At 64.1% G+C, this 11,839-nt stretch carries 14 protein-coding genes, 1 tRNA gene, 1 other RNA gene, 1 pseudogene and 1 riboswitch; of the genes and pseudogenes, 9 read left to right on the top strand and 8 right to left on the bottom strand.

The features are described 5' to 3' along the window. Positions 1-33: 33 nt before the first annotated feature. Positions 34-384 carry a RidA family protein gene (locus B5525_RS13705; RefSeq protein WP_079566480.1) on the top strand — a complete coding sequence of 117 codons (351 nt, stop codon included), beginning with the start codon at positions 34-36 and terminating at the stop codon, positions 382-384. A 240-nt stretch (positions 385-624) separates the two neighbouring features. Beyond that, positions 625-990: a nuclear transport factor 2 family protein gene (locus tag B5525_RS13700; RefSeq protein WP_079566479.1), complete on the top strand. Its 366-nt coding sequence runs from the start codon at positions 625-627 to the stop codon at positions 988-990. Positions 991-1,064: 74 nt separating this feature from the next. Here B5525_RS13700 and B5525_RS13695 read toward each other — a convergent pair whose 3' ends face one another. Beyond that, positions 1,065-1,637, bottom strand: a complete 573-nt coding sequence (locus B5525_RS13695) for a hypothetical protein (RefSeq protein ID WP_079566478.1) — start codon at positions 1,635-1,637, stop codon at positions 1,065-1,067. A 182-nt stretch (positions 1,638-1,819) separates the two neighbouring features. Here B5525_RS13695 and B5525_RS13690 point away from each other — a divergent pair, with 182 nt between their 5' ends. Then, complete coding sequence (locus B5525_RS13690) at positions 1,820-2,668, top strand: 3-hydroxybutyryl-CoA dehydrogenase (protein ID WP_079566477.1); 849 nt, start codon at positions 1,820-1,822, stop codon at positions 2,666-2,668. A 161-nt stretch (positions 2,669-2,829) separates the two neighbouring features. Here B5525_RS13690 and ssrA read toward each other — a convergent pair. The 4 genes and pseudogenes from ssrA to B5525_RS13670 all read right to left on the bottom strand — a co-directional run bounded on the left by ssrA (position 2,830) and on the right by B5525_RS13670 (position 3,932). Beyond that, positions 2,830-3,190, bottom strand: a transfer-messenger RNA (tmRNA) gene (ssrA, locus tag B5525_RS13685). Positions 3,191-3,287: 97 nt separating this feature from the next. Then, positions 3,288-3,398, bottom strand: a pseudogene (locus tag B5525_RS46260) (type II toxin-antitoxin system HicA family toxin); the annotation flags it as partial. Then, a complete protein-coding gene (locus B5525_RS46255) occupies positions 3,389-3,739 on the bottom strand; it encodes a type II toxin-antitoxin system HicB family antitoxin (RefSeq protein ID WP_244567893.1) in 351 nt (116 codons plus the stop codon). The pseudogene B5525_RS46260 and the gene B5525_RS46255, both read right to left, overlap by 10 nt. A gap of 119 nt (positions 3,740-3,858) precedes the next feature. Next, positions 3,859-3,932: transfer RNA gene (locus B5525_RS13670), tRNA-Gly, on the bottom strand. A gap of 149 nt (positions 3,933-4,081) precedes the next feature. Between B5525_RS13670 and B5525_RS13665 the strand changes: the two genes are divergently transcribed. The 6 genes from B5525_RS13665 (at position 4,082) to B5525_RS13640 (ending at position 7,712) form a co-directional block, all read left to right on the top strand. Beyond that, complete coding sequence (locus tag B5525_RS13665) at positions 4,082-4,663, top strand: methylated-DNA--[protein]-cysteine S-methyltransferase (protein ID WP_079573333.1); 582 nt, start codon at positions 4,082-4,084, stop codon at positions 4,661-4,663. A 9-nt stretch (positions 4,664-4,672) separates the two neighbouring features. Beyond that, positions 4,673-5,512, top strand: coding sequence for a helix-turn-helix transcriptional regulator (locus B5525_RS13660; protein ID WP_079566476.1), 840 nt, complete (start codon positions 4,673-4,675; stop codon positions 5,510-5,512). 57 nt (positions 5,513-5,569) lie between these two features. Beyond that, complete coding sequence (locus B5525_RS13655; protein WP_079566475.1) at positions 5,570-5,929, top strand: VOC family protein; 360 nt, start codon at positions 5,570-5,572, stop codon at positions 5,927-5,929. Positions 5,930-6,076: 147 nt separating this feature from the next. Then, complete coding sequence (locus B5525_RS13650; RefSeq protein WP_079566474.1) at positions 6,077-6,478, top strand: SRPBCC family protein; 402 nt, start codon at positions 6,077-6,079, stop codon at positions 6,476-6,478. Continuing rightward, entirely contained in the window at positions 6,475-7,005 is a 531-nt protein-coding gene (locus B5525_RS13645; protein WP_079566473.1) for a hypothetical protein, read from the top strand. The genes B5525_RS13650 and B5525_RS13645 overlap by 4 nt, the downstream gene beginning before the upstream one ends. A gap of 242 nt (positions 7,006-7,247) precedes the next feature. Continuing rightward, the gene (locus B5525_RS13640; RefSeq protein WP_079566472.1) at positions 7,248-7,712 is read left to right on the top strand and encodes a hypothetical protein; all 465 of its coding nucleotides are present in this window, start codon (positions 7,248-7,250) and stop codon (positions 7,710-7,712) included. Positions 7,713-7,766: 54 nt separating this feature from the next. Here the strand turns inward: B5525_RS13640 and B5525_RS13635 are convergent, their stop codons facing one another. The 3 genes from B5525_RS13635 to B5525_RS13625 all read right to left on the bottom strand — a co-directional run bounded on the left by B5525_RS13635 (position 7,767) and on the right by B5525_RS13625 (position 11,645). Then, complete coding sequence (locus tag B5525_RS13635; protein WP_079566471.1) at positions 7,767-9,221, bottom strand: MATE family efflux transporter; 1,455 nt, start codon at positions 9,219-9,221, stop codon at positions 7,767-7,769. 130 nt (positions 9,222-9,351) lie between these two features. Beyond that, positions 9,352-10,404: a hypothetical protein gene (locus B5525_RS13630; protein WP_079573332.1), complete on the bottom strand. Its 1,053-nt coding sequence runs from the start codon at positions 10,402-10,404 to the stop codon at positions 9,352-9,354. Positions 10,405-10,538: 134 nt separating this feature from the next. Continuing rightward, positions 10,539-11,645: a 2'-deoxycytidine 5'-triphosphate deaminase gene (locus B5525_RS13625; protein WP_079566470.1), complete on the bottom strand. Its 1,107-nt coding sequence runs from the start codon at positions 11,643-11,645 to the stop codon at positions 10,539-10,541. A gap of 112 nt (positions 11,646-11,757) precedes the next feature. Next, a riboswitch (SAM riboswitch) is annotated at positions 11,758-11,837 on the top strand. The last annotated feature ends 2 nt before the right edge of the window (positions 11,838-11,839 follow it).

Genomic DNA, 11,839 nt, shown 5'->3' with positions numbered 1-11,839 from the left:
TAAGTAGTCGGCCCCACCTATTCGGAGAACAATATGACCATCCAGCGTTTCGATACCGGGCCGCGCATGAGCCAGGTCGTGGTCCACGGCGACACCGTCTATCTCGCCGGGGTAGTCGCCAACAAGGCGGCGGGCGAAAGCGTGACCAGGCAGACGCAGGAAGTGCTCTCGATCATCGACAGCCATCTTGCGAAAGCGGGAAGCGACAAATCGAAGCTGCTGACGGCGACGATTTACCTCACCGACATGAAGACCTTCCCGGAGATGAACGCGGTGTGGGACGGATGGGTGTCGGCGGGAAATACGCCGGCGCGCGCCACCCTCGAGGCCAAGCTCGCGGCAGCCCCCTACAATGTCGAGATCATGGTGACCGCGGCGCGGTAAATCGAAATTCCTGACCTAGAGCAGGATGACTTTTCTTCGAATCGTCATCCCGCTCTATCTTTTTGTTTGAGCATGATCTCCGAGCAAACGCTTCGCGTTTGTCGAGGGAAAACCGGTTCCCACTTTTCCGGATCATGCTCTAGAGGTCAATCCTTGACCTCGGAGGTAATCGATTGGATCGCGCCAACCTTCGATAGTCAAACCGCCGGTTCATCCGGCTGAAATCGAAGGAGCACAGACATGACTGACGTCAATACCATTGCCAGCCGCTATATCGAGCTGTGGAACGAGCGGACGCCGAGCCGCCGCCGCGCCATCCTCAGCGAAAACTGGGCCAGCGATGCTCGCTATGTCGACCCCTTGATGAGCGGCGACGGCCACGACGGCGTCGACGCCTTGGTCGCCGGCGTGCAGCAGCGCTTTCCGGATTTCCGGTTTCAACTGCTCGGCCGCGCCGACGGTTTTGGCGACCACGTCCGCTTCTCCTGGGGCCTCGGCCCCGACGGCGCCGACGCTCCGATCAAGGGCACGGATTTTGCGATCGTCCGCGACGGGCGGATCAAGAGCATCACCGGCTTTCTCGATCAGGTGCCGCAAGGCGCATGAGGGCTGGCGCCCGTCGACCGCCGCCCCGGTGATACCGGGGCGGTCGGGCATGGCCGGCCCGAAACGAATTCGCGTCAGGAAAGTTTTGCACGCCGCAGGGCCAGCGCCAGCATGGCCCCGACGCCGGCCTGCCAGACCGGATAGAGCACCGAGGCCAGATCGAGGTCGAGCGCATTGTCGATTGCCAGCAGCGCACCGGCGACGGTGCCGGTCGCCAGCATCGGCAGCCACGCCGCGGCGTCGCGCGGCCCGGCCGGCAATAGCGCGATCCCGAGCGCCATCAGGCCGGCGCCAACAAAGCCGCCGGCCAGCCCGGACAGGACGTTTCGTGCCGCCTTGGCCGCATTGTCGGCCTGCCCGTCGATAAAGATCGCGGCATTCACCGCGGCGACGAACGCAATCATGGTGACGAGTGCGCCGATCCACGCCGCCCACCACGGATTGGCACTCAACCGCCGTATCAGGATGAAAACCAGGACGGCAAACGGGATCGCCACCAGCGCGATGCGGAAATCGCCGGGCGTGCCGGCGATCCTGTCGATCAGCGGCACCATCAACGGGGTGAGGATGCCCGAGATCACGCCGGCGCTGGCGACCTTCAATAGATCGTTGCGGGACGTGTCAGGAGAGATGATCGCTTCGGCCAACGCTCACCTCTTTTGCTGCCTGCAGATCACTTAGCACGGCGGCGAGCGGAATTGAAGCCGACCTGCAACGCGCGGACCGGGCGAAGGCATGTCCGCGGGCCGGCGCGGCTTGCGGTTGCGAACCGGCATCGCGCCCTGTATTTCTCGCAGTATCAAATTCCTATCGCGGGAGCACAGGGCATATGAGTATCAAGATCGTCGGCATCATCGGCTCCGGCCTGATGGGAACGGGTATCGCGCAGGCGTGCGCCACCGCAGGAATTGATGTGATCGTTCGCGACATCGATCCGGCTGCCTTGAAGCGCTGCATCGAGTCCGTTTCCTCCGGTCTTGCAAGGCTCGTCGCAAAGCAGAAGCTGACCGAAGAGGCCAAAACCGCGGCATTGGCGGCGATCCGGACCACCACCGACATCAAGGACCTGTCGGGCGCCGATTTCATCATCGAGGCCGCCACGGAAAACCTCGCCCTCAAGCAGAAGATCCTGCAGGAGGTCGAAGCCATCGCAGCACCGTCCTGCATCATCGCAACCAATACGTCCTCGGTCTCGATCACGAAGCTCGCCGCGACGCTGGCCCAGCCCGGCCGCTTCGTCGGCATGCACTTCTTCAACCCGGTGCCGGTGATGGCGCTGGTCGAGATCATCCGCGCCATCCAGACCACCGATGCCACGGTGGCGCTGACGGAAGAACTGGCGCGAACCGTGGGCAAGACGTCGATCGGGGTGAAGAACGCCCCAGGCTTCGTGGTCAACCGCATTCTGTGCCCGATGATCAATGAGGCGATCTTCGTGCTGCAGGAGGGGCTGGCCTCGATGGAGGAGATCGACGCCGGCATGAAACTGGGCGCCAACCATCCGATCGGACCGCTCGCACTGGCCGATCTCGTCGGCCTCGACACGCTGCTGGCGGTGATGAACGTGTTCTATAGCGACTTCAAGGACCCGAAATACCGTCCCGCGCCGCTGCTGCAGGAAATGGTCGACGCCGGCTATCTCGGGCGAAAGTCGGGCCGTGGTTTTTACAAATACTGAGCAAGCGAACGGGTGCGAGACCGGGCTGACTCTTCTTCGAGTCGTCATCGCGCTCTCTTTTTGTTTGAGCATGATCTTTTCGGAAAACCGGTTCCCACTTTTCCGGATCATGCTCTGACACCCCCCAAAACAAAGCCGCGCCAACCCGAGGGTTGACGCGGCGATGAAGCTTCTGTTGCCAGGTGCTCCGAACCCCGAACAGGTTACGCCGCGAGGCGCACTTCGTTCAATGCAACGTTATCGTTTGCATTTAGGTTTTTGACCCGATAACGGCGGTATCATGCCGAGCACAATTTAGAGCTTCTTTGCGACCATCGATCCTGTTTCGCCCCCGCCTTAGCAGCCCAGGGATTCGGCCTTGCGGCAGAATCGATCTCACCGGAATGAGACCTTTAAGCTCAAGCTGCTAAGGTGGAGGCGCCGGGTACTGCCCCCGGGTCTGCCCGCAGTCCGCTCCAAGTTTCAGCGCCATCGTCTTTCGACACCCCCGATATAGGCGTGATCGGGGGCGAAAGATAGGCCGCTGTCGGCGAGACCTCGCGGGAAAGCTGCGGGTTACGCCTTCGGCTCAACCCGCCCTACGAACTGCGCACCCAAGCGCGTCGGTGGGGAAGCAACGCTACAGAAGTTCGACGAACTCCTCCACGGTCAGGCCGGTCTGTCGAATGATCGAGCGCAAAGTGCCGGGTTTCAAGTCTCGCCCGGCATGAACCGGAATAGTCACTGTTCGCGTCGGGTCGCCGGGATAAACAAGAACGTGATGACTCTCGACAGTCCGATTGACGACGAATGCGCCTGGACAACACGTTTACCGTTGACGACTGGCAGCCGTCCGCCGCCCATACTCAGGCAACCACCGTTACGTGACGAATTTCGGGATGGGCATCGGACGGAGGCGTCAACCCCTGTTCCTGCCGATATTCGAGGACGGATTGCCTCCTCGACATTGGCGAGGGCTTCCTGTTCGGTTTCGCCCTCGGTCACGACCTCGGGCAAGGCCGGGACAAGCACCGTAAAACCACCGCCTTCTTGCGGCTCGAGAATGACGGAATAGCTGTAGCTTGCCGCCATGATGTGGCTCCCGCGGTTCCTGCGAATTGAACTGAAACGACCATTTATCGTATCAAATCAACTGCGTCGCTCAAACCAATGAGCGCTGCGGACGCGCCTTGATTTCACTGAAGCCGCGCTGGAGCGGGCGAAGGGAATCGAACCCTCGTATGCAGCTTGGGAAGCTGCCGTTCTGCCATTGAACTACGCCCGCTTGCGCCTCCCTGATTAGCCGAGACCGCGCGTTCCGCCAAGCACCTTGCGGCCGGTCGCCCGCCCCGTCGCGCCCGGACTTTAACCAGAGCCGAATTTTCCGATGCGGATTTTCGTGACGGTGTTATGATGCCCGTTGGGGGAAGTCGCGTGGCGGGGCGTGGGTATGCCATTTTCGATACGGGTGTCGGCCGGTGCGGCATTGCCTGGAGCGATGCCGGCATCGTCGGGGTGCAGCTGCCCGAGGCGCGCGAGATCGAAACCCGCAAGCGCCTATACATGCTCTATCCCGACGCCCGCGAGCAACGCCCGCCGCCCGACATAGAAACCGCGATCGAGGGCATCGTCGCGCTGCTGCGCGGGGAACCCGCCGACCTTTCCGACGTCGCGCTGGACCTGAGCGGCATCGCCGCCTTCCACACGCGGGTCTACGCGTTCACCCGCGATATTCCGCGTGGCGAAACCATCACCTATGGGGAGATCGCATCAAAACTCAGGCTTTCCGGCGCGGTGCGTTCGGTGGCACAGGCGCTGGCCCGTAACCCCTTTGTGATCATCGTGCCCTGCCACCGCGTGCTGGAAGCCGGCGGCTATGCCGACAGGATCTCCCCGCATGGCGGGGCGATTTCGAAGCGCCGGCTGCTGTCGATCGAAGGCGCGCGCGGCGCGACCACGAGCAAGACCCTGTTCGACGTGCTGCTGCCCGTTGCCCCGCCGCGCCCGGAGGGCTAAATTTGCGGTATGGACAGAACGACCCTGCTGCAGCGTAAATCCATCTCGGTGTCCGACTTCCGCTGCACGGCGGTGAAGGGCGATACGCCGTTTGCCGAGCGCTATGCCAGCCACTCGATCTCCTATGTGCGCAAGGGCTCGTTCGGCTGCCACTGCCGCGGCCGCTTCTTCGAACTGGTGGCAGGATCGATCCTGGTCGGTTATCCCGGCGACGAATTCATCTGCACCCACGACCATGTCTGCGGCGACGAGTGCCTGTCGTTTTTCCTGACACCCGAACTGGTGGATGCGATCGGCGACCGGCCCGAGGCCTGGCGGGTCGGAGCCGCACCACCGCTGCCGGAATTGATGGTGCTGGGCGAACTGGCGCAGGCTGCGGCGGACGGCCGCAGCGATATCGGCCTCGACGAAATCGGGCAGATATTTGCCCATCGCTTCGTCGAGGTCGTGTCCGGGCGCACGCACCGGCCCGAACGGGCAAAGGTAAGGAATCGGCGCCGCGCGGTGGAAACCGCGCTGTGGATCGACGCCAATTCGCACCAGCAGATCGACCTCGACGGCGCGGCGGCGCAGGCCGAACTCAGCCCGTTCCACTTCCTGCGGCTGTTCTCGGGCGTGCTGGGCGTCACCCCGCACCAATATCTGCTGCGCTCGCGGCTGCGGCATGCGGCGCGCCTGCTGGCCGACGACGCAAGGCCGGTCACCGATGTCGCCTACGACGTCGGCTTCGGCGATCTCTCCAATTTCGTGCGCACCTTCCACCGCGCCGCCGGGGTCAGCCCGCGAAAGTTCCGCGCGGCCTCGCGCGGGATGCGCAAGATTTTCCAAGAACGTCTTGCCCTGCACTGACTAGGGTCGTCTCCGAACCCGCGCGTTTTCGAGTGCGCGCAAGAAACGGAGATCATCATGTACGACCATATCGGACTGAAAGTCGGCAATCTCGACGCCAGCGCGCGTTTCTATACGGCGGCCCTGGCGCCGCTAGGTTATGTGCTGTGCTCGCGCGACGCGAGCGGCGCCGGCTTCGGGCCCAAGGGCGAACCGGCGCTGTGGCTCTATCTGTACAAGGGGGTTTCCGGCGCCGGGGCCCACATCGCGTTCCGCGCCCCCGACCATGCCGCGATCCAAAAATTCCATGCCGAGGGCGTCAAGGCCGGCGGCCGCGACAACGGCGGCGCCGGCCCGCGGGCGGACTACAGCCCGACTTATTTTGCCGCGTTCCTGATCGATCCCGACGGCAACAATGTCGAGGCGGTGTGTACGTAGGCGCCCACGCCGACCACCGTCATTGCGAGCGAAGCGAAGCAATCCATAGCGCAGCGAGCGCGAAGCTGGATTGCTTCGTCGCTACGCTCCTCGCAATGACGGCTTGAGCCCGCCGTAACGGCACATTTCCACAACAGGAAAATCACCATGGCTTCCATCCACAAAAACATCTCGATCGACGCCCATCCGAACGACGTCTGGGCCGCGGTGCGCGATTTTGGCGCGGTGCACCGGCGGCTGGCGCCGGGCTTCGTGCTCGACGCGCAACTCGACCACGACGCCCGCATCGTCACCTTCGCCAATGGCACAATAGCGCGCGAGCTGTTGGTCGATTGCGACGAGACGCGGCGTCGGCTGGTCTATGCCGTGATCAGCGAGCGGGTGAAGCAGCACAGCGCGTCGGTGCAAGTCATCCCCGACGGCGACGCGCGCACGCGGCTGGTGTGGATCGTCGACGTCTTGCCGAACGAGATCGCGCCCTACATCGACGCGCAGATGGATCAGGCCGCGCTTGCCATGCAGAAAGCCCTTGGGAGAATGATCGCATGACCGCTTCGGCCTTTCTCGATGCGCTCGGGGCCGACGGCCCTGCGCCAGACCGCCACGGCAAGATGGATCTTTATGGACGCTTCGTCGGCTCCTGGGAGCTTGACGTCATGCAGATCGCCGGGGACGGCTCCCGGCGCCGTCGCAAGGGCGAATGGCATTTCGGCTGGGCGCTGGAAGGCCGCGCGATCCAGGACGTCTGGATCGTTCCGCCGCGCGGCGAATTGCGCCGGGGTGATGCCGCCGCCAACGTCAATTCCTACGGCACGACGCTGCGGGTCTACGATCCCAGGATCGATGCCTGGCAGATCCAGTGGACCGACCCGGTGACGCAGAATTTCCTGCAGATGATCGGCCGGGCCGAAGGCGAGGATATCGTTCAGCTCGGCAACCGGGCTGACGGGCACATGATCCGATGGCGCTTCTCGGAGATCGCGCCGAATTCGTTTCGCTGGACCGGGGAAATCTCGGCCGACGAGGGCGCGAATTGGCGTCTCCAGGTCGACTTCGCGGCCAGGCGCATCGCCTAGAGCGGGATGACTTTTCTTCGAATCGTCATCCCGCTCCGGCTTTTTGTTTGCGCAATGATCTCCGAGCAAACGCTTCGCGTTTGTCGAGGGAAAACCGGTTCCGACTTTTTCCGGATCATGCATCTGGCTCCCTCGGAACGTGATCTTTCTCACAGAAACGGGCGCGGCTGCTTCCTAGCTTCGGCCCGATTGCGTCCGGATGGCGCCGCTATCCCGGCGCGGGCGCTTCAGGGAGCCGATCCATGACTGGAGCTGACAAGGTGGTGTGCCAGGCAGCCACGCTGCTGCTGTTTACGCTGACAACAATGCCGGCCAGGGCCCAGTTCGCTGGGCTGGGCGGCGCAAGCGGCGGCGACATGATGACCCAGATGGCGCCGATGCTGGAGATGATGAAGGCGAAGATGGGCAAGCGCCGCTTCGCCATGCTGATGCAGACCATGGGGCCGATGATGAGCCAGATGATGGAAGGCGGCGGTGGCGGTTTTGGCGGGATGCTTGGCGGCGGCATTCCCGGCGGGTTCGGCGGCGGCTATGGCGGGGCCGGTTTCGCGCCCGACGGCTATGGCGCCGGCATGGGCGGCGGCGATGTCATGGGCATGCTCGGCGGTGGCGGCGGTGGCGGCGAACTGATGAGCATGATTCCGCAGATGATGCGGATGGCCAATGTCGGCGGCGGGCACGGCCACCGGCATCACCGGCGGCGTTGATCGTTTGCGCGTATTCCATTCGCAAAACCGGCATCCGCTTTCGCGGAATACGCATTAGTCCAGCATTCCAGACAGTACAGGGCGAACGTCGGGGGCGCTGACGCGCTTCGGTTCCCATCGGGTCAGGACCACGCTGGCGGCCGACAACAGGCCGAGCACCACCATCGACGCCGCGGCGAGTGCGAAGAAATGCGCGGCCGTCGCATCATGCATCGACAGCCACGCGCCACCGGCGGCCACGAAGGCAAGCCGCACGGTCTGCGCCAGCACCGGCCCCAGAACCTTTGCCGCTCCTTGCGAGGAAAAATACATCGAGATCGACAGGCCGATGAAGGCGTACATCGGCGCCGCCGTTGCCAGATATTGCCGGCTCGCCGCGCGCACGCCCGCGTCGCGGGTGAAGATGTCGACCCAGAGATCGGGGAAAATCGCGATCACGGTAGCGACAGCGCCCACCGACACGAAGCCGACCGCGCCCGCGATCCATGCGATCCGGCGCGCCCGCGCGATACGATCGGCGCCGATCGCCATCCCGATCATCGGCACCGACGCGATCCCGACCGCGAACGCAATCGAGGTCAGCATGAATTCGAGCCGGGCGCCGATGCCGTAGCCGGCGAGAATTTCGGTTCCGAACCGCGCCAGAAGGTGGGTGAAGATGCTGATGCTGAGCACCGACTGCAGCGGCGACAGACAGGAGACCGCGCCGACCTTGAGGATGTCGACGAACATCGCCCACTGGATGCGAAGTCCCCTGACCTTGGGAATGACGCGCCCGCGCCCGGAAAACAGATACCAGCCCATCGCCGATATGCTGATCGAATAGGCGATCAGCGATCCCGACGCGACGCCGCGCATGCCGAATTGCGGGATCGGCCCGAGCCCGAGCCCGAGCGTGCCGCCGAGAATGATCTGAAACACCGCAGAAGAGAGAATCATCAGCGACGGCAGCTTCATGTTGCCGGTGCCGCGCAGGATTCCCGCCATCGAATTCATCAGCCAGGGCAGCACGGCGCCGCCGAAAAAAATCTGCGCGTAGCCGACGGCGTTGGCTAGCACGTTGCCGCGACCGCCCAGCATTTCCAGGAGCCGCGGCCCGAAGATCCCCATGCCGAGCATGAACGCTAGTCCGAAGCAGATGGCATTGAGCATCGCGTGCGTGGCCAGCGTCGAGGCGCGGTCGGTGTCGCCGGCGCCGAGCGCCCGCGCGATCGCCGACGCCACGCCGCCGCCCATCGCGCCGCCCGACATCGTCATCATCAGGATCACGAACGGAAACACCAGCGCCATCGCCGCCAGCGATTCCACCCCCAACCGGCCGATATAGGAAGTCTCGGCGATCACCACGCAGGTGCCGGCGGAAAGCGCGACCACGTTCGGCCAGGCCAGGCACAGCAGCGTGCGCAGGATCGGCCCGTCGAGCAGCGCATTCCGCGCCGACGGCTCGGGCGGAGGAAGCGGACGCTCCGCTTCATCGACGGGGATCTCGGGGACGGCGATATCGGGCAAGTTTCTCTCCGTGAGGCCCGATCTGCTGCCGCGCCGCGGGTTTCCTAGCACGGCCCGGCGAAGGGCTGTCTGCGTCAGGCGCATGGGCCGCCTGCGCGATCAGGTCGCCGTCGGGAGCGAGCGCAGGCTATCAGCCGACGGACCACACGAACGGCGGAGTCCCGCCGGCCGCCGGCCGCATCGTAACCGGGATATGGCGACCGCAGCCGGCAGCGAGACCCTCGAACATTCCCTGCAGCACGCCGGCACAGGCCGGATGATAGTCGCCGAGATCGGCGAAGAGCTTCCAGCTCTGCTGCCGAATTTCAAAACTGCCGCCGGATTCCTCGATCCCGACCGCATCGTCCTGCGCCTCGAACAGCGCGCACAGGAAGGTCGCAAATTCCCTTGCACCGCCTCTATTTGCGGAAAGCCCGCGCGCGATCTCGTCGAAATACTGCATGCCGATCAGCTTGCCGGTGAGGTGCAGGAGATAGGAGGCGTCTTCGGGGCCGAACAATTGCACCATCACGGGTGCTGCGGTCCGCACATATTCCATCGCGTAGTTGCGATAGGCTTTTTCCAGCCGCGGCTTCGGCCAGCTTTTGACCGGCAACGCCGGCGCAGTGGCAGGATCGAACAGGGGCGCTTCGAGATGGCGCGCGAACACCAGCCGCTGGTCGGGTTCGAGCGGATGGTCGTATTCGCGATAATATCCCTCGAGTCCGTCCTGGCCGTCGACGCTCTGCTTGGTGCAGACAAAACCAAGCTTCAAATTGCCGAGCGCCACGCCATTATTGGCGTGCCAGCCGCGCAGCATGGCGCGCGAGACCTCGCCGGGCACGCCGCAGATCGCGGTGCCGCGCCAGATCCAGCGCGGCGGCGGGTAGCGGATCCAGGCCTTGCGATCGGACTCGTACATGTATTCGACCGACACGCCGCCGATCCAGTTCGAGAGATAGTGATATTGCGCGGCGGCGACCGCCGGCGGCAAATGACTGAGACCGAGCTTTTCCAACCCCGGCAGAAAACGTTCCTGCTGCTGGCGGCGAAACACGCGGAATACGAACTCGGCCGCATCGGCCTTGCCGCGCCGCGTCACCACGCTCAGGATCAGGCCGGTGAAGAAAGCGTGATAGAGATCGGCGACGCTGCGCCATCGCAGCCACTGCGCTTCCTGCGCTGCGCCGTGCACTGCGTTCATGTTCTCTCCCCTGCCGCCGTTGTTGTTGGCGGCGAGCATATATCAGCCGTCATTGCGAGCGCCAGCGAAGCAATCCAGAGCCGGGCGCGAAGCTGGATTGGTTCGTCGCTGGCGCGCCTCGCAATGACGGCTGATTACACCCGAAAATGCTTGCTCAGCTTCAGGCCCTGGGCCTGGTAGTTGGAGCCGATGCGCTGGCCGTACATGGCGTCGGGCCGCGCCAGCATTTTCTCGTAGACCAGCCGGCCGACGATCTGGCCGTGCTCGAGGATGAACGGCACTTCGCGCGAGCGCACTTCCAGCACGGCACGGGAACCCTGCCCGCCGGCGCCGGCATAGCCGAAGCCGGGATCGAAGAAGCCCGCATAGTGCACGCGGAATTCGCCGACCAGCGGATCGAACGGCACCATCTCGGCGGCGTAGTCCGGCGGCACCTGCACGGCTTCCTTGGAGGCGAGAATGTAAAACTCGCCGGGATCGAGGATGAGGCTGCCGTCGGGCCGCGCCGCGATCGCCTCCCAGAACTCGTCGATCGCATAGCCGCCGCGGCGATCGATATCAACCACGCCGGTGTGCCGCTTGGCGCGATAGCCGACGAAGCCGTTGGCCTTTTCGCCCGAAAGGTCGACGCTGAGCGCCACGCCGTTGACGAGATCGGCGTCGTCGATATCGACCAGCCGCTCCTTTGCATGCAGCGCGTCGAGCTCATCGGCGTTGAGGATGGCATCTCCGGTGCGGAAGCGAACCTGGCTGAGCCGCGAGCCCTCGCGCAGCAGCACCGGAAAGGTCTTCGGGCTGATCTCGGCATAGAGCGGGCCGTGATAGCCCGCGCCGATCATGTCGAAGCGACGGGTGCCGTCGGCGATCACGCGGGTGAACACGTCGAGCCGCCCGGTCGAGCTTTTCGGATTGGCGGCGGCGACGATGTTAGGCGGCAGCGCGAGCGATTCCAGCAGCGGCACGATGTAGACGCAGTTGGTCTCCAGCACCGCGCCATCGGTCAGGTCGATCTCGTGCAGCTTCAATTCGTCGATGCGTTCGGCAACCGTTGCGCCCGGCCCCGGCAGGAAGCTCGCCCGCACCCGATAGGCAATGTCGCCGAGCCGCAGGTCCAGGCTCGCCGGCTGGATCTGGCTTTCGACGAAGGGATAGGCCGGCAGGATGAGACCGGCATCCGCCATCGCCGCGATCATGCGGTCCGGCAGGATGCCATTGGCGTCGGGCGAAAGCGTGAAGGTCACGATGGGGTCCCCGGGATGACCCTGTTATAGCCATCCAGACGCTGAAAATACGGACTTTTACCGGTTATCCGATGGCCGCCTTGACGGAAAGGGCGCAAGGGAATATCAGCGTGACTTATCCCGTGGTGATTTGAGCCGGCCGGCTTGCAGCCACGTTAAATAAGTCGCTAAACAGGCCGGGGACAGTGTGATCC

This window comes from Bradyrhizobium erythrophlei (assembly GCF_900129505.1).
Taxonomy (GTDB): Bacteria; Pseudomonadota; Alphaproteobacteria; order Rhizobiales; family Xanthobacteraceae; genus Bradyrhizobium; species Bradyrhizobium erythrophlei_D.
The sequence above is the reverse complement of the archived record's forward strand: the minus strand, read 5'-3'. Positions and strand labels throughout refer to the sequence as shown.

Bases quoted from the DNA above. Each gene is read 5' to 3' on its own strand.
- B5525_RS13705 (WP_079566480.1), top strand. From the start codon at position 34: ATGACCATCCAGCGTTTCGATACCGGGCCGCGCATGAGCCAGGTCGTG.
- B5525_RS13700 (WP_079566479.1), top strand. From the start codon at position 625: ATGACTGACGTCAATACCATTGCCAGCCGCTATATCGAGCTGTGGAAC.
- B5525_RS13690 (WP_079566477.1), top strand. From the start codon at position 1,820: ATGAGTATCAAGATCGTCGGCATCATCGGCTCCGGCCTGATGGGAACG.
- B5525_RS46255 (WP_244567893.1), bottom strand. From the start codon at position 3,739: ATGGCGGCAAGCTACAGCTATTCCGTCATTCTCGAGCCGCAAGAAGGC.
- B5525_RS13660 (WP_079566476.1), top strand. From the start codon at position 4,673: ATGGACAGAACGACCCTGCTGCAGCGTAAATCCATCTCGGTGTCCGAC.
- B5525_RS13655 (WP_079566475.1), top strand. From the start codon at position 5,570: ATGTACGACCATATCGGACTGAAAGTCGGCAATCTCGACGCCAGCGCG.
- B5525_RS13650 (WP_079566474.1), top strand. From the start codon at position 6,077: ATGGCTTCCATCCACAAAAACATCTCGATCGACGCCCATCCGAACGAC.
- B5525_RS13645 (WP_079566473.1), top strand. From the start codon at position 6,475: ATGACCGCTTCGGCCTTTCTCGATGCGCTCGGGGCCGACGGCCCTGCG.
- B5525_RS13640 (WP_079566472.1), top strand. From the start codon at position 7,248: ATGACTGGAGCTGACAAGGTGGTGTGCCAGGCAGCCACGCTGCTGCTG.
- B5525_RS13630 (WP_079573332.1), bottom strand. From the start codon at position 10,404: ATGAACGCAGTGCACGGCGCAGCGCAGGAAGCGCAGTGGCTGCGATGG.